The 24,113-nt window shown below is 62.5% G+C and carries 24 protein-coding genes; 14 read left to right on the top strand and 10 right to left on the bottom strand.

Going from position 1 to position 24,113, the window contains the following annotated elements:
* Positions 1-19 precede the first annotated feature (19 nt).
* From motD to G520_RS0106130, 3 genes are all read left to right on the top strand, one after another.
* Positions 20-862, top strand: a complete 843-nt coding sequence (gene motD / locus G520_RS21790; protein WP_051229113.1) for a flagellar motor protein MotD — start codon at positions 20-22, stop codon at positions 860-862.
* Positions 863-923: 61 nt separating this feature from the next.
* Positions 924-1,940, top strand: coding sequence for a quinone-dependent dihydroorotate dehydrogenase (locus tag G520_RS0106135; RefSeq protein ID WP_028534883.1), 1,017 nt, complete (start codon positions 924-926; stop codon positions 1,938-1,940).
* A 22-nt stretch (positions 1,941-1,962) separates the two neighbouring features.
* Positions 1,963-2,424 carry an outer membrane lipoprotein gene (locus tag G520_RS0106130; protein ID WP_028534882.1) on the top strand — a complete coding sequence of 154 codons (462 nt, stop codon included), beginning with the start codon at positions 1,963-1,965 and terminating at the stop codon, positions 2,422-2,424.
* Between the two features lie 34 nt (positions 2,425-2,458).
* Here G520_RS0106130 and G520_RS0106125 read toward each other — a convergent pair whose 3' ends face one another.
* From G520_RS0106125 to fur, 3 genes are read right to left on the bottom strand one after another with little or no spacing between them, the layout of a single operon-like run.
* Entirely contained in the window at positions 2,459-3,184 is a 726-nt protein-coding gene (locus G520_RS0106125; RefSeq protein WP_028534881.1) for an arginyltransferase, read from the bottom strand.
* Complete coding sequence (gene aat, locus G520_RS0106120; RefSeq protein ID WP_028534880.1) at positions 3,171-3,872, bottom strand: leucyl/phenylalanyl-tRNA--protein transferase; 702 nt, start codon at positions 3,870-3,872, stop codon at positions 3,171-3,173. Before aat ends, G520_RS0106125 begins: the two co-directional genes overlap by 14 nt.
* Before the next feature lie 40 nt (positions 3,873-3,912).
* Positions 3,913-4,341 (bottom strand): ferric iron uptake transcriptional regulator, encoded by a 429-nt coding sequence (gene fur / locus G520_RS0106115; protein WP_028534879.1) that lies wholly within the window; start codon positions 4,339-4,341, stop codon positions 3,913-3,915.
* A gap of 98 nt (positions 4,342-4,439) precedes the next feature.
* On the opposite strand from fur, the gene G520_RS0106110 reads away from it, so the two are divergent.
* Genes G520_RS0106110 through G520_RS0106095 form a run of 4 tightly spaced genes read left to right on the top strand, consistent with a single transcriptional unit; the run spans position 4,440 to position 7,407 of the window.
* Entirely contained in the window at positions 4,440-4,850 is a 411-nt protein-coding gene (locus G520_RS0106110) for an outer membrane protein assembly factor BamE (protein WP_028534878.1), read from the top strand.
* The gene (gene dapB / locus G520_RS0106105; protein WP_028534877.1) at positions 4,847-5,656 is read left to right on the top strand and encodes a 4-hydroxy-tetrahydrodipicolinate reductase; all 810 of its coding nucleotides are present in this window, start codon (positions 4,847-4,849) and stop codon (positions 5,654-5,656) included. Before G520_RS0106110 ends, dapB begins: the two co-directional genes overlap by 4 nt.
* Entirely contained in the window at positions 5,643-6,632 is a 990-nt protein-coding gene (locus G520_RS0106100; RefSeq protein ID WP_051229111.1) for a FecCD family ABC transporter permease, read from the top strand. The genes dapB and G520_RS0106100 overlap by 14 nt, the downstream gene beginning before the upstream one ends.
* Entirely contained in the window at positions 6,625-7,407 is a 783-nt protein-coding gene (locus G520_RS0106095) for an ATP-binding cassette domain-containing protein (RefSeq protein WP_028534875.1), read from the top strand. Before G520_RS0106100 ends, G520_RS0106095 begins: the two co-directional genes overlap by 8 nt.
* Here the strand turns inward: G520_RS0106095 and G520_RS0106090 are convergent.
* The 7 genes from G520_RS0106090 to G520_RS0106060 form a co-directional block, all read right to left on the bottom strand.
* Entirely contained in the window at positions 7,392-8,912 is a 1,521-nt protein-coding gene (locus tag G520_RS0106090) for a SpoVR family protein (RefSeq protein ID WP_028534874.1), read from the bottom strand. The two genes, G520_RS0106095 and G520_RS0106090, sit on opposite strands and share 16 nt — an antisense overlap.
* A 26-nt stretch (positions 8,913-8,938) precedes the next feature.
* Positions 8,939-10,210 carry a YeaH/YhbH family protein gene (locus tag G520_RS0106085; protein WP_028534873.1) on the bottom strand — a complete coding sequence of 424 codons (1,272 nt, stop codon included), beginning with the start codon at positions 10,208-10,210 and terminating at the stop codon, positions 8,939-8,941.
* A 75-nt stretch (positions 10,211-10,285) separates the two neighbouring features.
* Positions 10,286-12,214, bottom strand: a complete 1,929-nt coding sequence (locus tag G520_RS0106080) for a PrkA family serine protein kinase (protein WP_028534872.1) — start codon at positions 12,212-12,214, stop codon at positions 10,286-10,288.
* 173 nt (positions 12,215-12,387) lie between these two features.
* Positions 12,388-12,705 carry a PilZ domain-containing protein gene (locus tag G520_RS0106075; RefSeq protein WP_028534871.1) on the bottom strand — a complete coding sequence of 106 codons (318 nt, stop codon included), beginning with the start codon at positions 12,703-12,705 and terminating at the stop codon, positions 12,388-12,390.
* The gene (locus G520_RS0106070; RefSeq protein ID WP_028534870.1) at positions 12,692-13,249 is read right to left on the bottom strand and encodes an NUDIX domain-containing protein; all 558 of its coding nucleotides are present in this window, start codon (positions 13,247-13,249) and stop codon (positions 12,692-12,694) included. Before G520_RS0106070 ends, G520_RS0106075 begins: the two co-directional genes overlap by 14 nt.
* A 201-nt stretch (positions 13,250-13,450) precedes the next feature.
* Positions 13,451-14,134: a porin family protein gene (locus G520_RS23915; RefSeq protein ID WP_028534869.1), complete on the bottom strand. Its 684-nt coding sequence runs from the start codon at positions 14,132-14,134 to the stop codon at positions 13,451-13,453.
* A gap of 272 nt (positions 14,135-14,406) precedes the next feature.
* Positions 14,407-15,072 carry a YecA/YgfB family protein gene (locus G520_RS0106060; protein ID WP_028534868.1) on the bottom strand — a complete coding sequence of 222 codons (666 nt, stop codon included), beginning with the start codon at positions 15,070-15,072 and terminating at the stop codon, positions 14,407-14,409.
* A gap of 210 nt (positions 15,073-15,282) precedes the next feature.
* Here G520_RS0106060 and G520_RS0106055 point away from each other — a divergent pair, with 210 nt between their 5' ends.
* The 7 genes from G520_RS0106055 to G520_RS0106020 all read left to right on the top strand — a co-directional run bounded on the left by G520_RS0106055 (position 15,283) and on the right by G520_RS0106020 (position 24,103).
* Positions 15,283-15,672: a MerR family transcriptional regulator gene (locus G520_RS0106055; protein ID WP_028534867.1), complete on the top strand. Its 390-nt coding sequence runs from the start codon at positions 15,283-15,285 to the stop codon at positions 15,670-15,672.
* Between the two features lie 88 nt (positions 15,673-15,760).
* Positions 15,761-16,930 (top strand): isovaleryl-CoA dehydrogenase, encoded by a 1,170-nt coding sequence (locus tag G520_RS21780; RefSeq protein WP_036665501.1) that lies wholly within the window; start codon positions 15,761-15,763, stop codon positions 16,928-16,930.
* A gap of 2 nt (positions 16,931-16,932) precedes the next feature.
* Positions 16,933-18,492 carry a carboxyl transferase domain-containing protein gene (locus G520_RS0106040; RefSeq protein WP_028534865.1) on the top strand — a complete coding sequence of 520 codons (1,560 nt, stop codon included), beginning with the start codon at positions 16,933-16,935 and terminating at the stop codon, positions 18,490-18,492.
* Between the two features lie 9 nt (positions 18,493-18,501).
* Positions 18,502-19,296, top strand: a complete 795-nt coding sequence (locus tag G520_RS0106035; protein ID WP_028534864.1) for an enoyl-CoA hydratase-related protein — start codon at positions 18,502-18,504, stop codon at positions 19,294-19,296.
* Positions 19,293-21,266, top strand: a complete 1,974-nt coding sequence (locus G520_RS0106030; RefSeq protein ID WP_036665499.1) for an ATP-binding protein — start codon at positions 19,293-19,295, stop codon at positions 21,264-21,266. Before G520_RS0106035 ends, G520_RS0106030 begins: the two co-directional genes overlap by 4 nt.
* On the top strand, positions 21,259-22,167 hold the full coding sequence (locus G520_RS0106025; protein WP_028534862.1) for a hydroxymethylglutaryl-CoA lyase: 909 nt from the start codon (positions 21,259-21,261) through the stop codon (positions 22,165-22,167). The genes G520_RS0106030 and G520_RS0106025 overlap by 8 nt, the downstream gene beginning before the upstream one ends.
* Positions 22,160-24,103, top strand: a complete 1,944-nt coding sequence (locus G520_RS0106020) for an acetoacetate--CoA ligase (RefSeq protein ID WP_028534861.1) — start codon at positions 22,160-22,162, stop codon at positions 24,101-24,103. Before G520_RS0106025 ends, G520_RS0106020 begins: the two co-directional genes overlap by 8 nt.
* Positions 24,104-24,113: the final 10 nt, after the last annotated feature.

The raw sequence follows: 24,113 nt of genomic DNA, 5'->3' as shown, positions 1-24,113 counted from the left end.
TTTCTAGCGCGAGAGCACCATGAGACGCAGGCCGGAAGAAGAACATGAAAATCATGAGCGTTGGATGGTTTCCTACGCCGACTTCGTAACGTTGCTATTTGCCTTTTTCGTCGTGATGTACGCCATCTCGTCGATAAACGAAGGCAAGTACCGCGTTCTGTCGACGGCGATCACCAACGCCTTCCGCACGGGCGGCTCGGTCACCGTGGTGGCGGGGCCGCCCGCCGGCAGCGCCAACACCATGATAGAGATTCCGCAGACCCGCCCGATCGCGAAGGCACTGAAAACCGACACCCACGTGGTCGAACAGCTGAAACTCAACCGGCTCGCACAGGACCTGCGCCGCGTACTCGACCCGCTGGTCAAGGGCGGACAGGTCAAGATCACCCAGACCACCAAGGGGGTCGCCATCGAAATCAAGGACAGCGCACTGTTTCCTGTCGGACAGGCCACGCCCTCGCCGCAGACGCGCGAGTTGATGACCCAGATGGCTCACGTCCTCAGCACGGTCGACAACTCGGTCAGCGTCGAAGGCTTTACCGACGACGTCCCCATCAGCACCCCGACCTTCCCGTCGAACTGGGAACTCTCGGCCGCACGGGCGGGGAGCGTGGTACGCCTGTTCCAGGAGAACGGCATTGTCCCCGGCCGCATGGTGGCGGTCGGTCGCGCGGAGAACACGCCGGTCGCCGACAATGCGACGACCGAGGGCCGCGCCCGCAATCGCCGTGTCGCGATCACCGTACTGACCAATGATAGCGGCGGCTCCAACGCGCGACTGCCGCTCGAGCAGCTGGAAGCTCTCAGCCAGGCCGCCGCTGCCGAAAACGCCAAGGCATCAGCGGCCGGGACAGCCCCCTGATTTCGCGCCAAGGCGCCGGCTCGCGGGTATAATGCCCGGCGATTCTTTGCTGGAGGCTGTCATGCTTTACCCCCTGTTGCGCCCCTTCTTGTTCCGTCTCGACCCGGAGCGCGCGCACGATGTGACCCTGCGCCTGCTCGAGTTTGCGCACCGCAGCGGCATCGATCGCCTGCTGGCGACCCGGGCCGCGGGCCGTCCGGTCACCGCCATGGGCCTTCGCTTTCCCAACCCCGTCGGCCTCGCCGCCGGGCTGGACAAAAACGGCGCCCATATCGCCGCTCTGGCCGCACTGGGCTTCGGCTTCATAGAAATCGGCACCGTCACGCCGCGCGCTCAGCCGGGCAATCCCAAGCCGCGCATGCTGCGACTGCCCCAGCAACGCGCGATCATCAATCGCATGGGGTTCAATAACGACGGGGTCGAAACCCTGATTGAGAACGTCCGTGCCAGTGCCCATGGTGGAATCATCGGCATCAATATCGGGAAAAATGCCGCGACGCCGCTCGAAAAGGCGGCTGACGATTATCTAAGCGCGATGGATGCGGTCTATCCTCACGCCAGTTATATCGCGGTCAATGTTTCGTCCCCCAACACCCGCAACCTGAGACGGCTTCAGCAGGTCGACGAACTATCCGCGCTGCTGGCCCAGCTCAAGGAGCGCCAGCAGCTGCTTGCCGACACGCACGGACGATACGTGCCGCTAGCGCTCAAAATTGCACCGGACATGGATGATGACCACCTGACGGCGCTCGCGCGCGTTCTGGTCGAGCGCCGTGTCGATGGCGTGATCGCCACCAATACCACGCTGGCCCGACCCGGCATCGCCGACCCTGCCGTCGCCGCCGAGACCGGCGGCCTCTCGGGCGCCCCGCTCGCCCTTCTGTCGACTCGCGTCATCGCGTTGCTGGCGAGGGAACTCGATGGCGCATTGCCAATCATAGGTACCGGTGGAATCATGTCAGGCAAGGACGCTGCCGAAAAAATGGCGGCAGGTGCCAATCTGATCCAGATTTATAGCGGGCTGGTATATCGCGGGCCCAAATTGGTAGCAGAATGTATCAAGGCAACAGCTAACTGAGCCTAAACGCAGGAGATCGACCATGCAGAAACGTAATACCCTAGCCTTCGTCGCCATCGCAGCCGTCGCAACGTTGAGCGGCTGCGCCGCCACCGACTCGGCCACCGGCTACTCGCGCGGCCAGATGCAGCAGGCACAATCGGTACAACTCGGTACGATTCTATCGATACAGAACGTCAAGACCACAGGCGACAGCAATGATCTGCTGACCCTGGGCGGAGCCGCCGTCGGCGGCATCGCAGGCAGCAATATAGGTCAAGGCAAGGGCGCAGCCGTCGGCGCGATTCTCGGCGCACTGGCCGGTGGCGTGGGCGCGAATGCGGCCCAACATGGGCTGGGCAGCAAGATGGCGCTGGAAATCACAGTCAAACTCGACAGCGGGCGCATGATCTCGATCGTACAGGATCCGGACGTGCCACTGGCGGTCAATCAGCGCGTGCGCGTGCTGTCGGGCCGTGGCGCAGATCGCGTGGTCCCTTTCTGAGCACGACCGCTCCGCCCGCCCCGGCGGAGCGCTTTCAGCCGCGAAACGGCACCCAGTCGCCGTCGATCAGTTTTTCCAGCGGGCGATAGCGCGACTTGTACGTCATCTTGGCACACTCTTCGATCCAGTACCCGAGATAGACATATTTCAGCCCCAGGGTACGGGCCAGTTCCACCTGCCACTGCACATTGAATACACCGTAGCTGGTACCCGCCTCGCGCGTTTCGTAGAAGGTGTAGACGGCGGACAAGCCATCGTCCAGACGATCGATCAGACTGACCATTCTCAGCTCCGCCCCCTGCCTGAACTCGGCCAGCCAGCTGTCGACGCCACTCTTGAGAATGAACTCCGAATACTGCACCGGGTCGTCGTCGGACATGCCGCCACCCGAGTGGCGCGCCTCCTGATACTGGCGATAGAGTTGATAGTGCTCGGCGTTGTACGCGAGCGGCAGCAAGCTGACGACGAGGTCGTCGTGGCGCGCCCGCGCCCGCCGCTGGCTGCGATCCGGCACGAACTGGTCGACCGGTATCCGCACCGGCACGCAGGCGCGGCAGACGTCGCAATACGGACGGTAGATGTAAAGGCCGCTGCGACGAAACCCCATCAACACCAGTTGGCTATAAACATGGGCGTCGATCGACTCAGCGGGGATGGCCACCTGGGAACGGGCCTTCCGCTCGCGCAGATAGCTGCAAGCATAAGGCGCGGTGGCATAGAAATGAATGGCCACGGCATGGCCGACGTCACGATGGCTCATTATCGAATGAATACGTCCATAAAGTATCGGACGGCGGATGCCGGGCGAGTTCTTCAAGAGTAGCAAGAAACTGCGCTCTTGGGATCAGACTCGCCCCCAGACTTGCGAGATGGGGCGTATACATCTGACAATCTATCATCCCCACGCCGCAGCCGGACAGGTGGCGCGCCATATGCACGAAGGCGAGCTTGGAGGCATCCCGTTCGAGACTGAACATCGACTCGCCGAAGAAGACCCCGCCCAACGACACGCCGTACAGCCCGCCAACCAGCTTTTCGTCGACCCAGGTTTCGAACGAATGCGCGTACCCGGCGGCATGGAGCCGGCAGTAGGCATCGACCATTTCCGGGACGATCCAAGTGCCGGACTGTCCGGGGCGCGGACGGGCGCAGCGCTCCATGACGGCACGGAACGCAGAATCGACCCGGATGCGGTAGCGCGCATTGCGCAAGCGCTTGTCGAGCGAGCGGGTCACGCGCAGTTGCTCCGGGAAAAGCACCATGCGCGCAGAAGGCGACCACCACAGAATGGGTTCAGGCGGAGAATACCACGGGAAAATTCCGCGCGAATACGCCAGCAACAGCCGGCGCACGGACAGATCGCCGCCTGCCGCCAACAGACCGTCGGGGTCGGCCAGCGCTGAAGAGAGTGGAGGGAAAAGCAGCTCGCGCCCAAGCCAGGGAATCATGCCGCATCCTCAAACCGGTACCGGCACGGACTGCCGGAGCTTACTTTTTTTCGGACTTAGCCAGGCATTCCGGGCATTCGCCATACATATACAGGGCATGGTCGGCGATATGAAAGCCATGTACCGACGCAATTCTATCCTGCAGGGCTTCGATTTCGGGATCGAAAAATTCTTCGACCCGACCGCATCGCACGCAGACCATATGGTCGTGGTGGCTACCCTCGTTCAGTTCGTAGACCGCCTTGCCGGTTTCGAAGTGGTGCCGCGTCAGCAGGCCGGCCTGTTCGAACTGGGTCAGCACGCGATAGATGGTGGCCAGACCGATATCGATATTTTCGGCCAGCAACTTGCGGTACACGTCTTCGGCCGACATATGGCGCGATCCGGCACTTTCGAACAAATCGAGAATCTTGAGCCGCGGGCCGGTGGCCTTGAGCCCGATATCTTTGAGGTGACTGGCTTTGCTCATCGTGATATAAAGTGGGGGATCATTTTATTAGGCAATAATAATGCCTTTTCCAGGCTTTGCCTAATCACTTCCGTATAATTCGCATCAAACGGAGTAACATGCGCGCCCTGACTCTCGTTGCCGTCATAGCCTTGTCCGGCTGCTCCTCGAATGTGTCGCTGAACCCGCTGACGTGGATCCCACCCTACCAGATGGATATCCAGCAAGGCAACCAGCTGACCGCAGATGCCGTGGCCAAACTCAAACCGGGGATGACCCGTTCGCAGGTTCGTTTCGTACTCGGCACTCCGCTGCTGAACGACGCCTTCCATGCCGACCGCTGGGATTACAAATACCGCCTGGTTCAGAGCGGCAGGCAGGTTCAAGACAAACTGTTCACCGTCTACTTCAAGGGCGACCTGCTCGACCGCTACGAAGGCGACGTGCTCCCCGCCGAGCGGCCTATCCTTGTCGGCGTCCCGGCCTCGGCGCCGCTGGCGGCCTCGGCCCCGGCCGGAGTCAAGCCATGAACGACGTGCGGAATGTCGTCATCGTCGGCGCCACCGGCCGGATGGGCCGCAGCCTGATCGAAGCCGTCCTCGAGCGCAAGGACATGCGTTTGGCCGCAGCAATCGACCGGGCCGACAGTCCGCTGCTGGGGCAGGATGCCGGACTGCTCTGCGGGCGCAGCGCCGGCATTGCGCTGAGCGCCGATTTTGAGGCGGCGCTCGCCGAAGCCGACGTCGTGATCGACTTCACCCGACCGGAAGCCACGCTACGCTATCTGGCGGCCTGCGTCGCGGCAAAAGTCGACATGGTCATCGGCACCACCGGTTTTGACACGGCAGGCAAAGCCGCCATCGCCAAAGCCGCACACGACATCGGCATCGTGTGCGCGCCCAACTACAGTGTGGGCGTCAACCTTGCCTTGCGCCTGCTGGACACGGCCGCACGCATTCTCGGCGACGACTACGATGTCGAAATCATCGAAGCTCACCACCGGCACAAGATCGACGCTCCGTCGGGTACCGCATTGCGCATGGGAGAAGTCGTCGCCGCCGCGCTCGGGCGCGACCTCGAACAGTGCGCCGTCTACGGTCGCGAAGGCATCACCGGCGAACGCGACAGTAAGACCATAGGCTTTGCCACCGTCCGCGGCGGCGACATCGTGGGCGATCACACCGTCCTGTTCGCGACGCCAGGCGAGCGCATCGAAATCACGCACAAGGCATCGAGCCGCGCCACCTTCGCCAACGGCGCCGTCCGTGCCGCCGGCTGGCTGGCCGGTACCGGCAACGGCCTGTTCGACATGCAGGATGTGCTTGGCCTCAAATAGAGGCTCCCGGGCCCTGACCGCCCTCTTCTGCCTGGGCCTGATCCTGACCGCGCTCGCCTCCCTGTTCGACTCACCGGCTACCGGCGGCATTCACGTGGGCGACTGGCTGTCCGGGCGCGTCCCCCCGATCGAGCACGAGCTGCTGTGGCAGTTGCGGCTGCCGCGCGTCTTGCTCGCATTCTGTGCCGGGGCCCTGCTCGCGTCTGCCGGCGCGGCGATTCAGGCACGCTTCCATAATCCACTGGCCGAACCCGGACTGATCGGCATCAATGGCGGAGCCGCTCTGGCAGCGGCCCTGGCTTTGCAACTCGGCCTGCCCACGCCCCTGGTTTCGCTCTCGGCATTCGGCGGCGGCCTGCTCGCGCTGAGCCTGACCCGTCTGATGAGCCGTTCGACCAGAAACGCGGCGCGCCTGATCCTGGCCGGTGTCGCTGTCAACGCGGTATTCGGCAGCCTGCTGACCCTGCTGATCTGCACCCTGCCCGACGGCTCCTTGCGCACCATCACCTTCTGGCTGATGGGTAGCTTCGCCCAGGCCGAATGGCCGCTGGTCAGGCTCTGCCTGCTGGCTGCCCCGGTCTTGTGCCTGCTGCTTTACCGCGAGTGGCGGCTGCTCAACGCCCTGCAGCTGGGAGAGGAAGCCGCCTGGCATATGGGGTTCAATGTCCGGCGCGGCGCATGGCGCGTCGTAGTGTTGTCGGCCCTGGCCTGCAGCCTGGTGGTGTCGAGCTGCGGCATGGTGGGCTTTATCGGGCTGATGGCACCGCACCTGGTGCGCCAGTGCATCGGCGGCCATTCGCGCCGCCTGCTGCTGCTCGCGCCACTGGCCGGAGGCTGGCTGGCGCTCGGCGCCGACTGGCTCGCGCGCAGCGCAATCTATCCGGCCGAGCTACCGGTCGGCGTCATCACCAGCCTGACCGGCGCACCGTTCTTTCTCTGGCTGTTGTGGCGCAACAAGGCGGATTACGATGCTTGAAGCCCGGGCACTGACCTTTGTACGCCAGGGACGCGGACTGCTGGCACCGGTGTCCTGTCGCACGCTCTGCGGCGAAATCACGGCCATCGTCGGCCCGAATGGGGCCGGCAAGAGCACCTTGCTGGGGCTGCTCTCGGGCTGGCTGAGGCCGGGTGGCGGCGGCGCCTTCATCAATGGCCGCATGATCGCCGACATGACGCCTCGCGAGCTGGCCCTCTGCCGCGCGGTGGTCGAACAGGCGACGGTCTGCCCGCAAGGACTGACAGTGGGAGACGTGGTCGGAATGGGCGCCTACCGCGGCGCGCCCTCGCCGCTAGCCGTCGCTCATGCGCTACGCCTGTGCCAGAGCACGGCGCTGGCCGGGCGGCAGATGGCGGACCTTTCCGGCGGGGAAAGACAACGCGTCCACCTCGCACGTGCGCTATGCCAGCTGCTGTCGGCCCCTGCCCCAGGACGCCACCTGCTGCTGGATGAAGCCACGTCGGCCCTCGACTTCGGAATGGCCGATGCCTTGTTTGGAGAAATCAGGACCCTCGCGCGACAGGAAGGCATCGGCGTCACCGCCGTCCTGCACGATATCAATCTGGCCTTGCGCCACGCCGATCGCGTGCTGCTGCTCGACGGGGGCCGCGCCGTGGCTTTCGGCCCCGTGCGCGAAGTCATGGACAGGGAGCGGCTGGAAGCGCTGTACGACGTGCGCCTGGCCGAGCTGATCAGCCCCGATCGCCGGCAACGCGCGTTCGTTCCACTGTCCCGGCATCAAGGCAAGGAATAATCGACGGGCGGCGCCTTCGACTGAAAACTCTGCCGCACTTCGCCATCCGCGTCCACACTTTCCAGGTACACGTCGAACCCCCACAACCGCGCCACATGCTTAAGCACCTCCTGCGCGCTCGCCGCCTCCAGCGGCCGCCGCAAATGCATACTGTGGCGCAGGGTCAGGCTGCGGTCGCCGCGCATATTAACCGACCACACCTGGATATTCGGCTCGCGCGAGCCGAGGTTATACTGCTCGGACAGACTCTGCCTGATCGCGTGATAGCCGTTTTCGTCGTGAATGGCCGTGATTTCGAGTTTTTCGTCGCGATCGTCGTCGCGGATGGAAAACATCCGGAATTCGCGCATCAGTTTGGGCGACAGATATTGCGAAATAAAGCTCTCGTCCTTGAAGTTGCGCATCGCGAAATCGAGCACTTCGCGCCAGTTCTTGCCGGCGATATCGGGAAACCACAACCGGTCCTCGTCCTCCGGATGCTCGCAAATGCGCTTGATGTCCTGATACATGGAGAAACCCAGCGCATACGGGTTGATACCGCGGTACCACTTGGCCGTCACCGGCGGCTGGTATACCACATTGGTGTGAGACTGCAGGAACTCGAGCATCGCGCCATCGTTGATCAAGCCCTTGTCGTAGAGCCGGTTGAGAATGGTGTAGTGCCAGAATGTGGCCCAACCCTCGTTCATGACCTGGGTCTGCCGCTGCGGATAAAAATATTGGGCCACTTTGCGCACGATGCGCACGACCTCGCGCTGCCACGGTTCGAGCAAAGGGGCCGATTTTTCGATGAAGTACAGCAGGTTCTCCTGCGGCTCGGACGGAAAGCGGATGTTGGCACGCTCGCCATCATCGTCGCGGCTGCGGCGCGGAATCGTTCGCCACAGATCATTAACCTGCATCTGAAGGTATTGCTCGCGCTCGGTCTGTCGCGCCTGTTCCTTGGACAAGGACAACTTCTGTGGCCGCTTGTAGCGATCGACACCGTAGTTCATCAGCGCATGGCACGAATCAAGCAGACTTTCGACCGCGTCGATTCCATAACGCTCCTCGCAGCGGGTGAGGTAGGCCTTGGCGAAGACCAGGTAATCGACAATGGCCGAAGCATCGGTCCAGGAACGGAACAGGTAGTTGCCCTTGAAGAAGGAATTGTGCCCATACGCCGCGTGCGCGATCACCAGCGCCTGCATCGTCATGGAGTTTTCCTCCATCAGGTAGGCGATACAAGGATTGGAGTTGATCACGATTTCATAGGCCAGCCCCATCTGGCCCCGCTTGTAGCTCTTCTCCGTGGCGACGAAATGCTTGCCGTACGACCAGTGATGGTAGTTGACCGGCATGCCGACCGAAGAGTACGCATCCATCATCTGCTCGGCAGTGATGACTTCGAGCTGGACCGGGTAGACGTCGAGACCGTATTCGCCGACGGCGATCTCGGCGATGGCCCGATCGTACTCGCCGATCAGATCGAAGGTCCATTCCGACCCGTTAGAGAGGGTTGTCATGCTGGCTCCCCTTGCCACAGCCCGTGTCAGCGCATCGCGGGCTGGCGTTTGAACAGTTCGCGGAACACCGGGTAGATATCTGCCGCCGCATGGATCTTCTGCATTGCAAAATGGCGGTGGATCTGCTGAACCTTCAGATACTCGTACCAGAGATTCTGCGGTTCTCCCTCGGTGATTTCGATATACGCGTAGTACTGGCAATACGGCAGCAGGTCTTCGGACAGGATGCGCGAGCAGTTGGCCGAGTCGCTGTCCCAGTTATCGCCGTCGGATGCCTGCGCTGCATAAATATTCCACTCGCTGGTGGCGTAGCGCTGCATCACGATCTCTTGCATCAGCTTGAGCGCGGATGACACGACCGTGCCGCCGGACTCGCGGGAATGGAAAAAGTCATGCTCGTCGACTTCGACGGCACTCGTATGGTGGCGAATGAAAACGACCTCGATTTTGTCGTAGTTTCGTTGCAGAAACAGGTAGAGCAAAATGAAAAAGCGCTTGGCCATATCCTTTTTGGGTTCATCCATCGAGCCGGAGACATCCATCAGGCAGAACATGACGGCCTTGCTGGTCGGTACGGGCAATTTGACGCGATTGTTATAGCGTAGATCGAAAGGATCGATAAAAGGTATCGCGCCCAGTTTTTCACGCAGCATATGGATGCGCTGCCGCCGCTCGCGGATATCGAGTCCGGCATCATCGTCGGATTCCAGCAGGGTGTCGAGATCCTCCTCCGCCTCGCCGATACTGGTCAACGTCGGCGCCGCCATCGCCACCCTGCGCGCGAGCGCTCCGCGCAACGAACGCACAATATTGATATTGGCCGGCGTGCCGTCGTTCGTATAACCGGCGCGCACCGACTTCATCTCTTCGATACCCTTGAGCTGGGTCTTGATCAGATTGGGCAAGGCCAGATCATCGAAAAATACGTTCATGAACTCTTCATGAGAGAGTTCGAAAACAAAGTCGTCCTCGCCCGACCCGTCCTGGCTCGCCTTGCCCCCTCCCGCCCCCGCGCCTCCGCCCTGAGGCCGGGTGAAGCGGTCGCCCTTCAGGTATTCTTCGTTCCCCGGGTGGACATGATCGAGCACCCCGCCCTGACCATGGTGAAAAACGGGTTCCGAGATATCCCTCACCGGTATGGACACTTTCTCGCCGCTATCGAGATCGGTGATGCTGCGCCCTTTTATCGCCTTGGATACCGCCTCCTTGATCTGGGCTTTGAACCGCCGCAGAAAACGGTCGCGATTGACCGCGGATTTATTCTTGCCGTTCAAGCGCCGATCGATGATATGGGACATAACCACCTCGCTTTGGCGGGGGCCGTCGCCCCCGCCTTGTCTCATGCCGCGGGATCCGGTCGTGGCCCGCGACGCTCAGGACGACTTGCGCACGCGCAAATACCATTCGCAAAGCAAACGGACCTGTTTGGCGGTATACCCCTTCTCGACCATGCGGTTGACGAAATCCTCATGCTTCTTCGCATCTTCGGTGCTCGCCTTGGCATTGAAGGAGATAACCGGCAGTAGCTCCTCGGTATTCGAGAACATCTTTTTCTCGATGACCGTCCGCAACTTTTCGTAACTGGTCCACGCCGGGTTCTTGCCTCCATTGTTTGCGCGGGCGCGCAACACGAAGTTCACGATCTCGTTACGAAAATCCTTCGGGTTTGATATCCCGGCCGGTTTTTCTATTTTTTCCAGCTCGGCATTGAGGGACGTGCGATCGAAGCTTTCGCCGGTATCCTGATCCCGGTATTCCTGATCTTGTATCCAGAAATCGGCAAAAGTCACATAGCGATCGAAAATATTCTGACCATATTCGGAATAACTTTCCAGGTACGCGGTCTGAATTTCCTTGCCGATGAACTCGACATATTTCGGAGCCAGAAATTCCTTGATGAAGGACATGTATTTCTGTTCGATCTCCGATGGAAACTGCTCGCGTTCGACCTGCTGCTCGAGCACATAGAGCAGATGAACCGGATTGGCCGCGATCTCGCTATGATCGAAGTTGAACACCTTGGACAATATCTTGTAGGCAAAGCGCGTGGACAGACCGCTCATGCCTTCGTCGACACCGGCGAAATCACGGTATTCCTGCAGCGACTTGGCCTTGGGATCGGTGTCCTTCAGATTCTCGCCATCGTAGACCTGCATCTTGCTGAACAGGCTGGAGTTTTCCGGCTCTTTCAGCCGCGACAACACCGCGAACTGTCCCATCATCTTCAAGGTTCCCGGCGCGCAGGGCGCGTCGCCGAGCGAGGAATTGCGGATCAGCTTGTCGTAAATCTTGACCTCCTCGGACACGCGCAGGCAGTACGGCACTTTGACGATATAAATACGGTCGAGGAACGCCTCGTTATTCTTGTTGTTCTTGAACTGCTTCCATTCTGATTCGTTGGAGTGCGCGAGGATGATGCCTTCGAAGGGAATCGCGCCGAAACCTTCCGTTCCCTTGTAATTGCCTTCCTGGGTCGCCGTCAGCAGGGGGTGCAGAACCTTGATCGGGGCCTTGAACATTTCCACGAACTCGAGCAGGCCCTGATTGGCCAGGCACAAGCCGCCGGAATAGCTGTAGGCATCGGGGTCATCCTGCGCGTATTTCTCCAGCTTGCGGATATCGACCTTGCCCACCAGCGAGGAAATATCCTGATTGTTTTCGTCTCCCGGTTCGGTCTTGGCCACGGCAATCTGGCGCAGGACCGAGGGGTGGCGCTTGACGACGCGGAACTGGCTGATGTCGCCGTTGAATTCGTGCAGACGCTTGACCGCCCACGGGCTCGGGATGGTTTTCAGGTAACGGCGCGGAATACCGTACTGCTCTTCGAGGATGGCGCCATCTTCGTCCAGATTGAACAGTCCAAGAGGCGACTCGTTGATCGGCGACCCTTTCAGGCAATAGAAGGGAACCAGCTCCATCAACTCCTTGAGCTTCTCGGCGATCGACGACTTGCCGCCACCGACCGGCCCCAGCAGATAGAGGATCTGCTTTTTCTCCTCCAGCCCCTGAGCCGCATGGCGGAAATAGGCGACCACCTGTTCGATGACTTCCTCGGTACCGAAAAACTCGCGGAATGCCGGGTAGACCTTGATGATCTTGTTGCTGAACATGCGCGACAGGCGTTGATCATGCCGGGTGTCCAGCAGCTCCGGCTCGCCTATCGCCAGCAGCATGCGCTCTGCCGCGGTCGCGTATGCACCAGGATCGCGTTTGCACAGATCGAGGTACTCCTGAATCGTATACTCTTCTTCCCGGGTGCGGTCGTAGCGTGCGGCATACTGGCTGAAGATATCCGGATGCATGGCTCTCTCCTGGCTAAATTGCAGGGGAACGCGCGACGCAGCATGCATCCGCAGTCCCCTTGCTCATTTCTAAGAGTTGGTGCAAAAAATCGCGTTCTATTTTTTTGGGTATAGCACACGTGCGTCGCGAGAGAGACGCAATTCCTTTCCGGAGACGGAAAGGAGGAAAGGGATCAGCCGAGCCGGGCGACGATATGCGCCCCGATCTCGTAGATGAGGCCGCGTTCGACCTCGTTGCACCGTTTGACTTCGACTTCGACTTCCAGCGGCTTGCCGGGCATGCCTCCGACCGGCGGCGTCAACACCAGCACCAGCAGATGCTCGCCGAACTGCGGCACATAGGACGAACGCAGGGCCATGCCGTCCACCGACAGGTCGGTGCACTCGCCGTAATGAGTCTGCCCGGTCAACGGAGACTTGATGCGCGCCTTGCACACGACGCCGATACGGCGCGAGCGGCGCCGGTCGCGGTAGGGATCAAACGGCGGCACCGGGCAATTTTCCTTCGCGGTGGGCACGCAGCCAGAATAGACCGACCAGGCTCTTGCTGTCGCAGATTTCTCCCGTCAGCGCCATCTGATAGACGTCGTCCAGCGGCATCGTCAACACTTCCAGAAATTCGCCCTCGTCCAGCTGCCGCTCGCTCTGACTCAGCCCCTCGGCCAGATAGTACGTGATTTCCTCGTCGGCATACCCGATGCAGGGATAGGCCGTACCCAGGCAGGTCCAGCGCTCGGCGCTCAACCCGGTTTCTTCAAGCAGTTCGCGGCGCGCGGTGGCGACTGTCGGCTCGTGCGGGTCGATCTTGCCGGCCGGGATTTCCAGAAACACCCGTCCCGGAGCATGCCGGTACTGTCGTTCGAGCACGAGCTGTCCGTCCCCGGTCAACGCCAGGATGGCGACCGCACCCGGGTGGCGAATATATTCGCGCCATGCGGTCTTGCCGTCCGGCAACAGCACCCGGTCTTTGCTGACCTTGATGAATACGCCATCGTAGACGACGTCCGATTCAAGCGTTTTTTCGACGAGATCCAAGGAACACCTGCCTGAAGAGAGGGATGACACGGAACATTGTACCCGCAGCCGCGGCGGGCGGTCAGACCCGATAGATGAAGGACGTCCGCCTGGGCCGCAAATGACCCGCCATCCCGCTACAGCAGGCCGCCCGGCCGATGCGAAAATACAACGGCCAGGACCGGCGGGTCCGGCGCTCCCGACGTCGCCGCCCCGGGTCGCCTAGAAGCGATAAGCGACACCGGCCTTGACGAGCATCATGGCCGACGCTTCAGGCTTGAGGTCTTTCGACTCAGTGCTCCCCTTGCCGATATACTCGTACTCGCCACGCAGCACCCAGTGCTTGTTCAAGGCAAAAGCCGCTCCCAGGCCGAGGCCGCCGCGCAACTCGGTCTCGCTCATCTTGGCCTCGGTGTCGAAACGGTGGCCGGCGGCATTTCGCACCGTCGTGGCCAGCGTGTAATCGCCATGGACATTATTCAACGACAGCTTGCCATAGATTTCGAAGCGTTCGGTCACAGGCAAGGTACCGAGCACGCTGAACCGTTCCGCCTTCCATGCCGCCGTTTCTTCGGTGCGTCCCGAACTGCCCTCGCCTCCGTTCGCCCACAGAGTCGATACGGACGTGCCCAGATCGGCGTACGAAGCTTCTAGCGCCAGATAGCGATTGAAGCGATAGCCGCCGCCGATTTCGCCCATGGCGCCCGACTTTTGCTGAGTCGTATCCAAATGCATGCCCGGGTTATCACGCTGCAATTTTTCACCCGCATTGCGCACAGCATCCAGAGTAACGAAATTGGTTCCAATATTGCCAAATACATAGAAACCGCGCGCTTCTTCAGCCGCCTGTGCCGATACGCAAGAAATGGCGATGGTGATGGCAGTAATGATTTTTGATTTTTTCATATATATTGAGCTCTCGTGATGTTATTCAAATAGACCGTCAGTATTAAAACGATCACCAGATAGACATCGAAACAAACGGGAGTTCAATCACGCCGTTAAATAATCTGCGATTAAATTTCAAATAACACAGCATCAAATCATGTTCGAGTATTTAAAAACAAAAGCCTTTATCGATATTTATTCAAATATAAAAACGCACATTAAATACAAAATACAATAAAAAAAAAGCCCTCTTGCGAGGGCGTTTTCCAGAAGAAACCGAGAAGGAAAATTCAATTTTTCCCGCAGCAGGCCTTGTATTTTTTTCCGCTGCCACACGGACACGGGTCGTTGCGGCCGACCTTGTCGCCTGCGCGCCGCTGCGTCGACGGTGCCTGTTTCTTCGCCTGCCAATAATCGTGAATCGCGAGCAGGGCTTGCGGCAAGTCGTCGACAAAAGCGGACAGCTCCTGCTCGCTGAAACTCATGAGGTCTTCGCCGCCGTCCTCTTCGAACATGCCGCCCAGCGCCATGACAGGCAGCAACAGTTCTTCGAAACCTTCATCGTCGGCCAGTTCGAACCAGTCGCTCGGCACCACATCCAACGCGTACAGATAGGCGTTGCACCACGGCCAGAAATCGGGCTCCTCGCTGTCCTCCCCCGCATACAGGATAGGCTCGGGAGCCTGGCCGGCCGCAAGCCCGGCCGCGACCACGGCATACAGGCGCGCGAGCAGCGCGCGCAGTTCGGCCTCGTCCCCTTGGTTTTCAAAGCTCGGCGCGTCGCCCAGGATCTCGCCCCACCAGAAGCCGTCGTCCAACGCGTCCGGGCCACTGGCCAGTGCGGTAAAAAAACCCTGCACTTCGTCCGGACGCATCGTCGACCCCGTTGCAGCCAACGGCGTCAGCAGCTGTTCCAGCCGGGTCAGTTCGTCCGCAGCAAATTGTTGCTCATTCATATTGGCCTTTCGCGACACTATCGATTTGCCCGCATTGTAGCGAAAAACCGCGTTCCCGGCGCCGCTCTTCGTCCGCCAGCGCCGAATCGCCGAAGCACCTGCTTGAAAAAAGCGGCTACAATCCTAGCATCTCACGATGCATACGCCGGCATTTCGCCTTCGTTGCCAACCCCTCACCGGATGACGGGTCCGCCACGGCCCCCTGCTGCAATGGAACACGACAATTTCAGTATTTCCGATCTCGCGCAAGAATTCGACGTCACACTACGCACGATCCGCTTCTATGAAGAGCAGGGACTGATAGAACCGGTGCGGGCGGGCCGTCAACGCGTCTACACGCGGCGCGACCGCGCGCGGCTCAAGTTGATACTGCGCGGCAAACGCATCGGCCTGTCGCTCGCCGAGATACGCGAGATTCTCGACCTCTACCAAAGGGCGAACGACGAGGCCGGACAATCGCATGCACTCCTGTCATTGCTGCTTCAGCGCCGCCAGAGTCTCCTTCAGCAGCGGCGTGATATCGACGCCGTGCTGGCCGAGATCGATACCCTCGAACACCACTGTCTGCAAATTCTCGCCACTGGCGAAAACGGCGGCTGACCCTGCCCGCCTTGCCAGCCGTTTTGTCGTGAATGCCAATTGACGTTTACGTAAACGTAACTCATGATAAAAAAAACGGAGGATCATCATGACGAATGGACTGAGCTTCGATCTGGGCACCGACCTCGCCATGCTGCGCGACAGCGTTGCCGCTTTCGCCGCACGCGAAATCGCCCCTCGCGCGGCCGACATAGACCGCGACAACCTCTTCCCGGCCGAACTCTGGCCCAGGCTCGGCGCGCTTGGCGCGCTCGGCATCACGGTCGAAGAAGACTATGGCGGGTGCCGATTGGGCTATCTCGCACACATTGTCGCCATGGAAGAGATCAGTCGCGCCTCGGCCTCGGTCGGCCTGTCCTACGCGGCACACTCCAATCTCTGCATCAATCAGATAGCGCGCCACGGCACGGAAGCGCAAAAACGCCGCTATCTGCCGGAACTGATTGCCGGACGCCAGGTCGGGGCACTGGCAATGTCCGAACCGGAGGCCGGATCGGATGTACTCGGCATGCGCTGTCGTGCCGAAGCCCATGGCGAGCGCTTCGTGCTCGACGGATCGAAAATGTGGATCACCAATGGCGGCGACGCCGATGTGATCGTGGTTTACGCCAGGACCGACCCGCAAGCAAGGAACGGCGAAATCACCGCCTTCCTGGTCGAATCGTCGTCTCCGGGTTTCAGCACCGGCCCCCGCCTCGACAAGCTGGGAATGCGCGGTTCTAACACCTGCCCGCTCTTCTTCGACCGCTGCGAAGTCCCGCGAGAGAATGTATTGGGCGAAGTGGGGGGCGGCACGCGGGTATTGATGAGCGGACTCGACTATGAACGCGCGGTTCTGGCAGCCGGCCCGCTCGGAATCATGCAGGCCTGCCTCGACCTGGTTCTGCCCTATCTCGCAGAACGCCGCCAATTCGGGCAGCGCATCGGCGACTTCCAACTGATGCAAGGCAAGCTGGCCGACATGTACGTCGCGCTGAGCTCGGCACGGGCCTACGTCTATAGCGTTGGACAGGCGCTGGATCGCAGCGGAGAAACGCGCCAGGTGCGCAAGGACGCGGCAGGAGCCATATTGTATGCGGCAGAAAACGCCACACGGATGGCGCTGGAAGCGATCCAGTGCCTGGGAGGCAATGGCTATGTCAACGACAGCCCGGCCGGCCGCCTGCTGCGTGACGCCAAGCTGTACGAAATCGGGGCGGGCACCAGCGAGATCCGGCGCTGGCTGATCGGACGCGAACTCATGGCCGGGCAGGGATGAACATGACTCCCCTGCAATCGCGTCTGTCACCCGCTTCAGACGAATTTCACGCCAATGCCGCAGCGATGCACGTCTTGTGCGAGGATCTACGCGCCCAGGTCGCGCATGCGGCGGCCGGCGGCGGCGAAGAGGCTGTGGCCAGGCACCGCGCGCGCGGCAAGCTGCCCGCACGCGAGCGTATCGAACTGCTGATCGATGCCGATTCGCCGTTTCTGGAGTTGTCGCAACTGGCGGCTTGGGGCATGTACGATCAGCAGGCGCCCGCAGCCGGAATCATCTGCGGAATCGGGCGTATCCATGGCCTGCCGTGCATGCTGGTCGCCAACGATGCCACGGTCAAAGGCGGCTGTTACTTCCCGATGACGGTAAAAAAACATCTGCGCGCGCAAGAGATCGCCGCGGAAAACCACCTTCCTTGCCTCTATCTGGTCGATTCGGGGGGGGCCTTTCTGCCGCTCCAGGACGAAGTCTTTCCCGACCGCGAGCATTTCGGACGCATTTTTTACAACCAGGCCCGGCTCTCGGCAGCCGGCTGCGCCCAGATCGCGGTGGTCATGGGTTCGTGCACGGCAGGCGGAGCCTACGTACCGGCCATGAGCGACCAAACGATCATCGTCGAGAATCAGGGCACGATTTTCCTGGGCGGCCCTCCGCTGGTGCGGGCGGCAACCGGCGAGGAAGTCGATGCCGAAACGCTGGGAGGCGCCCATGTCCATACCCGCCAGTCGGGCGTAGCCGACTATCTCGCCCACGACGACCGGCATGCGCTGGCCCTCGCGCGCGGACTGGTCGCCGCGCTGCCGGGGGCGGACGCACCGGCCGTCACCGCAACAGCGCCTGCACCGCACTACTCGCCGCTGGAGCTGCATGGGGTCATCCCGGCCGACGGCAAGAAAAGCTACGATGTGCGCGAAGTCATCATGCGTCTGGTCGACGCGTCCGGATTCGATGAGTTCAAACAGGAATACGGCACGACCCTGGTCACCGGTTTCGCGCGGCTCGACGGCCACCGTGTCGGCATCATCGCCAACAACGGGATCCTGTTCGCCCAATCCGCGCTCAAGGGCGCGCACTTCGTCGAGCTGTGCTGCCAGCGCGGCATTCCACTGATTTTTCTGCAGAACATCACCGGCTTCATGGTCGGACGCAAATACGAGCAGGCCGGCATTGCGCGCGATGGCGCCAAACTGGTGACGGCAGTGGCCTGTGCCAATGTCCCCAAATTCACCGTCATCATCGGCGGCAGCTTCGGCGCCGGCAACTACGGCATGTGCGGTCGCGCTTTCGGCCCGCGCTTCATCTGGATGTGGCCCAACAGCCGGATATCGGTGATGGGCGGCGAGCAAGCCGCAGCGGTACTGAGCCGGGTCGGACAAGAAGGCGGGGACGATTCCATCCGCCGCCAGTACGAGCGCCAGGGACATCCCTACTACGCCAGCGCTCGGCTGTGGGACGACGGCGTGATCGACCCGGCGGCGACGCGCGATATGCTGGCGCTGGCGCTCGGAGTGGCCAGCACGGCGCCACGCGAAGCGACGCGGTTCGGCGTATTCCGCATGTAGGGAGACAAGATGGAGCTCGAACTGGAACTGGACGCCGGCATCGCTCACCTCTGGCTTAACCGCCCGGCACGCCGCAACGCCCTTGACGAGGCGCTGATCGCCGCACTCACGCATACGCTGGCCGAATTGGCGCCGCGCCCCGACATCCGCGTCGTCGCGCTCGGCGGGCGCGGCCGGGATTTCTGCGCCGGCGCCGATCTCGACTGGATGCGGCGCATGGGCGACCTCGATGCCCGGCACAATCGCGACGACGCCGATACGCTGGCCGAGCTGCTGCAGAGACTCGCACAGATGCCGCAGCCGGTGCTGGCCCGTGTACAGGGGGCGGCCATCGGCGGCGGTCTCGGACTGGCCGCCGCCTGCGATATCGTCCTGGCCGCTCGCGATGCGCATTTCGCGCTGAGCGAAGTCCGTCTCGGACTGATTCCCGCCACCATTGCACCCTATGTCGTCGATGCCATCGGCCAGCGGCAGGCTTCGCGCTACGCCTTGTCCGGAGAACGCTTCGATGCCGACGAGGCGCTCAGGCTGGGGCTTGTGCATCTCGTCGAGACGGAGGCAAGCGGCCTGGACCTCCAGCTCGACCGACTGTGCGACACCTTGAAACGGGGGGCGCCCGGGGCACAGAGCGCATGCAAGGATTTGCTGCGGCGCGTGCGGGCGGGCGGCGGCGCCGGCGATGCGGCCTTGCGCGCCGATACTGTCCGGCGCCTGGCGTTGATTCGCAGCAGCGACGAAGCGCGCGAGGGTATTGCCGCCTTCTTTGAAAAGCGCCTGCCATCCTGGCGCAGGGAGGGGCAATGAATGAACGCCCGTTCGACCGCATTCTGGTGGCCAATCGCGGCGAAATCGCCGCCCGCATCATGCGCACCGCGCATCGGCTTGGCATCGAATGCGTCGCGGTCTACACCGACATCGACGCCGATGCCTATTTCGTGCGCCAGTCGGATCGCGCCTGGCCGCTGGGTGCGGCTGGCGCCTACCTGGACATCGACGCCATCGTCGCCGCCGCCTGCGCGTGCGGCGCCCAGGCCATTCATCCCGGATATGGCTTTCTATCCGAGAATCCCCTGCTTGCCACCCGCTGCCAGCAGCAAGGACTGGTTTTCATCGGCCCGTCGCCGGAAGCAATGGCCACGATGGGCTCGAAAAGCGCGGCCAAAGCCTGCCTGGCCGGCAGCGGCGTCCCGTTGCTACCCGGCTACCACGGTGCGGAGCAAGACGAGCCGCGTCTGAAGCGCGAAGCCGATGCGCTCTCATACCCGCTCCTGATCAAAGCCGCGAACGGTGGCGGCGGGCGCGGCATGCGCATCGTCGCCGCCGCGGGGGAATTTGCCCGCGAGTTGGCGGCCTGCCGCCGCGAAGCGCTTGCCTGCTTCGGCGACGACAGGGTGTTGCTCGAGCGCTATCTGCCGCGGGCGCGGCATATCGAGGTGCAAGTCTTCGCCGACGCCAGCGGCGATACCGTGCACCTGTTCGAACGCGACTGCTCGGTGCAGCGGCGGTATCAGAAAGTCATGGAGGAAGCGCCGGCCCCTGGCCTCTCTCCCGCGCAGCGCCAGGCGCTGGGCGAGGCAGCCTGCGCCGTTGCGCGCTCGGTCGGCTACCGGGGCGCAGGTACGGTCGAATTCATCGTCGAGCGCGACAGCCGCGACTTCTACTTCATGGAAATGAACACCCGCCTGCAAGTCGAACACCCGGTCACCGAAATGATCACCGGTCTAGACCTGGTGGAATGGCAGTTGCGCATCGCCGCTGGCCAGCCGCTGCCGCTGGCACAGAGCGGAATCGTCTGCCGCGGCCATGCGTTCGAGGCCCGGCTCTGCGCAGAAGACCCCGCGCACGACTTCCATCCGGGCAGCGGCCGGGTCGTTTATCTGCGTGCGCCCGACTCTCCGCATGGCCGCGTCGACAGTGCGCTGGAAGAGGGCGACACCGTGACGCCGGACTATGATTCGATGATAGCCAAACTGATCGTCTGGGGCGAAGACCGTGCACAAGCGCTGAACCGCTTGCGGCAGCAGCTCGCGGACTTCCGGATCGCGGGCGTCGCGACCAATCTCGATCTGCTGGCCGCCATCGCCAACAGCGAAGACTACGCGCGCGGCGATTACGACACCGGATTGATAGCGGCGGGAGGGCGGGCACTGTCATGCCCCCCGGAGGCCGCCCCCTGGCAGTTGGCCCTGCTGGCGCTGGCCGAAGCCCTGTGGCAGGAACATCCGGGCGGCGACGCCTGGTCGCTGTTGAACGGATGGCGGCTGAACGCGCCGCGACGCCGGCGCATTGTCTTTTGCGGGCACCCTGCCCTGACCCTGACCTGGCAGGGCCAGGACATCGAGATCGATACCGGCGCCGGAAGTCTGCGGGCCAGTCATATACAAGGAACGGCGCCCGAGCTCGCCGTCCGGCTCGATGGCCGGCTTTACCGCGCGCACTGCGTGCGCGTGGGACACGAGCGCGTGCTGTTCACCCCCGGCAAGCGGCTGACGGTGGCGCTGCCCGACGACGCTCGCGCGCCGCGCGCCGCGCAGGCCGGCTCGCTGTACGCACCGCTGCCGGGCCGGGTCGCGGCCTGCCTGTGCCAGCCGGGGACCCGCGTCGTCGCCGGCACGGCACTGATGGTGCTCGAAGCGATGAAAATGGAACACATGATCACGGCGCCAGCGACGGGGAAGCTGGTCGCCCTGTTGCGGCAGGAGGGCGACCGCGTCGATGAAGGCGATCTGCTGATCGAATTCAAGGCCGACGAAGAGGGGGCGGCCGATGACTGATTTTGTCCATATCACCGAGGTCGGCGCGCGCGATGGCCTGCAGAACGAGAGCCGGCAGCTATCGGTGGCGCAGCGCATCGAATTGATCCGCCGTCTGAGCGGGTGCGGCTTTCCCAGCGTGGAAGCCGGCGCCTTCGTCTCGGCGCGCCGGGTCGCCGCGATGGAAGGCAGCGCGGAAGTGCTGGCGGCATTCGCGGGCGAATCCCGCACCCGCTATCCGGTGCTGGTTCCCAATCTGCGCGGCTTCGCAGCGGCGCAGTCGGCCGGCGCGTGCGATATCGCGGTGTTTGCCTCCGCCAGCGAGGCGTTCAGCCAGCACAACCTCGGCTGCGGCATCGATGACAGCCTCGCGCGCTACGCCGACGTTTGCGCGCGCGCGCGCGACGCCGGCATCGCGGTGCGCGGCTATGTCTCCTGCATCGCCGGTTGCCCCTATCAGGGCGCTGTTGCCCCGCGCGATGTCGCCCGCGTGGCGGCGGCCCTGTCCGCCATGGGCTGCCACGAAATTTCACTCGGCGACACCATAGGCTGCGGCACGCCGCAGACGATACTGGCCGCCTTCGACGCGGCAGCCATGCACATCGCGCGTCGAAGCCTGGTCGGCCACTTCCACGATACCCGCGGCATGGCCATTGCGAATATCTATGCGGCACTCGAAGCCGGCATCCGCCGCTTCGACGCTTCGGTGGCCGGTCTTGGCGGCTGCCCCTTCGCCGCCGGGGCCAGCGGCAATGTCGCGAGCGAAGATCTGGTTTACCTGCTCGCGGGCGAGGGCCTGGATTGCGGCATCGATCTGCCGCGCCTGCTCGACACCGTCCATTTCATCTGCGCCGCTCTCGGGCGCCAGCCCGATTCCCGGGTTGCGCGCGCGATGGCTGTCCCGGGAGACCGACATGAATGAAGAAGCCTTGTGGCAACCGTCTGCCGCGCGAATAGCCGGCAGTCATCTGACCGCCTTCCAGCGCCTCGCCTGCACGACCCTGAACAGGGACCTGCCCGACTACTCCGCACTATGGAGCTGGAGCATAGCCGATACCTCGGCCTTCTGGGAGCGCGTATGGGATTACGCCGGTATCACAGGCGAACGCGGTGCAATCGCATTGCAGCCGGCGGCCACAATGCGGCAGGCACGGTTTTTCCCGCAGGCCCGGCTCAACTATGCGGAAAACCTGCTGCGGCGCACGGGCACGACGCCGGCTCTGATCGCGTATGCCGAAGACGGCACTGCCCGGACCTGGAGCCGGGACCGCCTGCGCCATGAAGTCGCCCGCCTGCAACAGGCCTTGCTCGCCCATGGCATCGTCGCCGGCGACCGTGTCGCGGCCTATATGACCCACATCCCGGAGACGCTGGCGGCCATGCTCGCCTGCGCGAGCATCGGTGCGATCTGGACCAGTTGCTCGCCCGACTTCGGCATCGATGCCGCCGTCGACCGTTTCGGGCAGGCCGCACCGCGCCTCCTGTTCTGCGTCGCCGCCTTTCGCTACAACGGCAAGCGGATCAGCACGGCACAGCGCGTGGAGTCGATCGCCACGGCCCTGCCCACGCTGGAAAAAATCGTCCTGCTCGCGCCGGACGACGATATGCCCATGCCGCGCCACGGGATCGCGCTCGAGGACTGGCTGGCTCCCCATCCGGGCGGACAGCCGCGATTCGTTCGCCTGCCGTTCAACCACCCGCTGTTCATTCTCTATTCCAGCGGCACTACCGGCAAACCGAAGTGCATCGTGCACGGGGCCGGGGGAACCCTGCTGCAGCATGTGAAGGAGCATCTGCTGCATGGCGACATCCACCGCGACGATCGTCTGTTCTACTACACGACCTGCGGCTGGATGATGTGGAACTGGCAGGCCAGCGCGCTGGCCTGCGACGCAACCCTGGTTTTGTACGACGGCGCGCCATTGGCGGCGGGCGGCCATGCCCTGTGGCGACTGGCCGACGAAGCGCGCGTCACCCATTTCGGCACCTCCGCCAAATTTCTGGATGCCATAGCCAAGTCGGGGCTGGAACCGGGACGCGAGTACCGCCTCGACGCGCTGCGCACTCTGTTCTCGACCGGCTCGCCGCTATCGGCGGAACGTTTCGACTGGGTCTACCGCAGCGTGAAGCGCGATGTGCATCTCGCGTCGATTTCGGGCGGCACCGACATCGTTTCCTGCTTTGCGCTCGGCGCAGTGAATCTGCCGGTCTGGCGCGGCCAGTTGCAATGCCGCGGTCTCGGAATGGCGGTGGATGTCGTCGACCCGCAAGGCAGGCCGCTACGTGAGGAAAAGGGCGAGCTGGTATGCACGCAGCCGTTTCCGTCACAGCCGCTGGGTTTTTGGAACGACACCGACGGGACGCGTTACCGGCACGCGTATTTCGAACGTTTTCCAGGCATCTGGTGTCATGGCGATTATGCGGAGATCACGGCGCAGAACGGTATGGTGATTCATGGCCGCTCGGATGCCGTGCTCAATCCCGGCGGCGTTCGCATCGGCACGGCGGAGATCTATCGTCAAGTGGAGAACTGCGCGGAAATAGAAGAAGCGCTGGCAGTCGGTCAGCGCTGGCAAGGCGACGAGCGCATCGTACTGTTCGTGCGCCTGGCCGCGGGCGCCGTACTCGATACCGCACTGGAGGAAAGGCTGCGCCGCCGCATCGCAGATGGGGCCAGCCCGCGCCACGTCCCGGCCCGCATCGTGGCAGTCAACGATATTCCGCGCACCGTCAGCGGAAAAATCGTCGAACTCGCGGTCAAGAAAGTCATCCATGGCGAAACGGTGGACAACGTTGCGGCACTCGCCAACCCCGAGTCGCTTGCCGACTTCATCGACCGCCCCGAACTCGCCAGCTGAGGCGAAACGG

It is taken from the genome of Paludibacterium yongneupense DSM 18731 (assembly GCF_000422925.1).
Taxonomy (GTDB): Bacteria; Pseudomonadota; Gammaproteobacteria; order Burkholderiales; family Chromobacteriaceae; genus Paludibacterium; species Paludibacterium yongneupense.
The sequence above is the reverse complement of the archived record's forward strand: the minus strand, read 5'-3'. Positions and strand labels throughout refer to the sequence as shown.

Excerpts from the sequence above, each read along its gene's own strand:
- motD (WP_051229113.1), top strand. The coding sequence starts at position 20 with ATGAGACGCAGGCCGGAAGAAGAACATGAAAATCATGAGCGTTGGATG.
- G520_RS0106135 (WP_028534883.1), top strand. The coding sequence starts at position 924 with ATGCTTTACCCCCTGTTGCGCCCCTTCTTGTTCCGTCTCGACCCGGAG.
- G520_RS0106130 (WP_028534882.1), top strand. The coding sequence starts at position 1,963 with ATGCAGAAACGTAATACCCTAGCCTTCGTCGCCATCGCAGCCGTCGCA.
- G520_RS0106125 (WP_028534881.1), bottom strand. The coding sequence starts at position 3,184 with ATGAGCCATCGTGACGTCGGCCATGCCGTGGCCATTCATTTCTATGCC.
- aat (WP_028534880.1), bottom strand. The coding sequence starts at position 3,872 with ATGATTCCCTGGCTTGGGCGCGAGCTGCTTTTCCCTCCACTCTCTTCA.
- fur (WP_028534879.1), bottom strand. The coding sequence starts at position 4,341 with ATGAGCAAAGCCAGTCACCTCAAAGATATCGGGCTCAAGGCCACCGGC.
- G520_RS0106110 (WP_028534878.1), top strand. The coding sequence starts at position 4,440 with ATGCGCGCCCTGACTCTCGTTGCCGTCATAGCCTTGTCCGGCTGCTCC.
- dapB (WP_028534877.1), top strand. The coding sequence starts at position 4,847 with ATGAACGACGTGCGGAATGTCGTCATCGTCGGCGCCACCGGCCGGATG.
- G520_RS0106095 (WP_028534875.1), top strand. The coding sequence starts at position 6,625 with ATGCTTGAAGCCCGGGCACTGACCTTTGTACGCCAGGGACGCGGACTG.
- G520_RS0106090 (WP_028534874.1), bottom strand. The coding sequence starts at position 8,912 with ATGACAACCCTCTCTAACGGGTCGGAATGGACCTTCGATCTGATCGGC.
- G520_RS0106085 (WP_028534873.1), bottom strand. The coding sequence starts at position 10,210 with ATGTCCCATATCATCGATCGGCGCTTGAACGGCAAGAATAAATCCGCG.
- G520_RS0106080 (WP_028534872.1), bottom strand. The coding sequence starts at position 12,214 with ATGCATCCGGATATCTTCAGCCAGTATGCCGCACGCTACGACCGCACC.
- G520_RS23915 (WP_028534869.1), bottom strand. The coding sequence starts at position 14,134 with ATGAAAAAATCAAAAATCATTACTGCCATCACCATCGCCATTTCTTGC.
- G520_RS0106060 (WP_028534868.1), bottom strand. The coding sequence starts at position 15,072 with ATGAATGAGCAACAATTTGCTGCGGACGAACTGACCCGGCTGGAACAG.
- G520_RS0106055 (WP_028534867.1), top strand. The coding sequence starts at position 15,283 with ATGGAACACGACAATTTCAGTATTTCCGATCTCGCGCAAGAATTCGAC.
- G520_RS21780 (WP_036665501.1), top strand. The coding sequence starts at position 15,761 with ATGACGAATGGACTGAGCTTCGATCTGGGCACCGACCTCGCCATGCTG.
- G520_RS0106040 (WP_028534865.1), top strand. The coding sequence starts at position 16,933 with ATGACTCCCCTGCAATCGCGTCTGTCACCCGCTTCAGACGAATTTCAC.
- G520_RS0106035 (WP_028534864.1), top strand. The coding sequence starts at position 18,502 with ATGGAGCTCGAACTGGAACTGGACGCCGGCATCGCTCACCTCTGGCTT.
- G520_RS0106030 (WP_036665499.1), top strand. The coding sequence starts at position 19,293 with ATGAATGAACGCCCGTTCGACCGCATTCTGGTGGCCAATCGCGGCGAA.
- G520_RS0106025 (WP_028534862.1), top strand. The coding sequence starts at position 21,259 with ATGACTGATTTTGTCCATATCACCGAGGTCGGCGCGCGCGATGGCCTG.
- G520_RS0106020 (WP_028534861.1), top strand. The coding sequence starts at position 22,160 with ATGAATGAAGAAGCCTTGTGGCAACCGTCTGCCGCGCGAATAGCCGGC.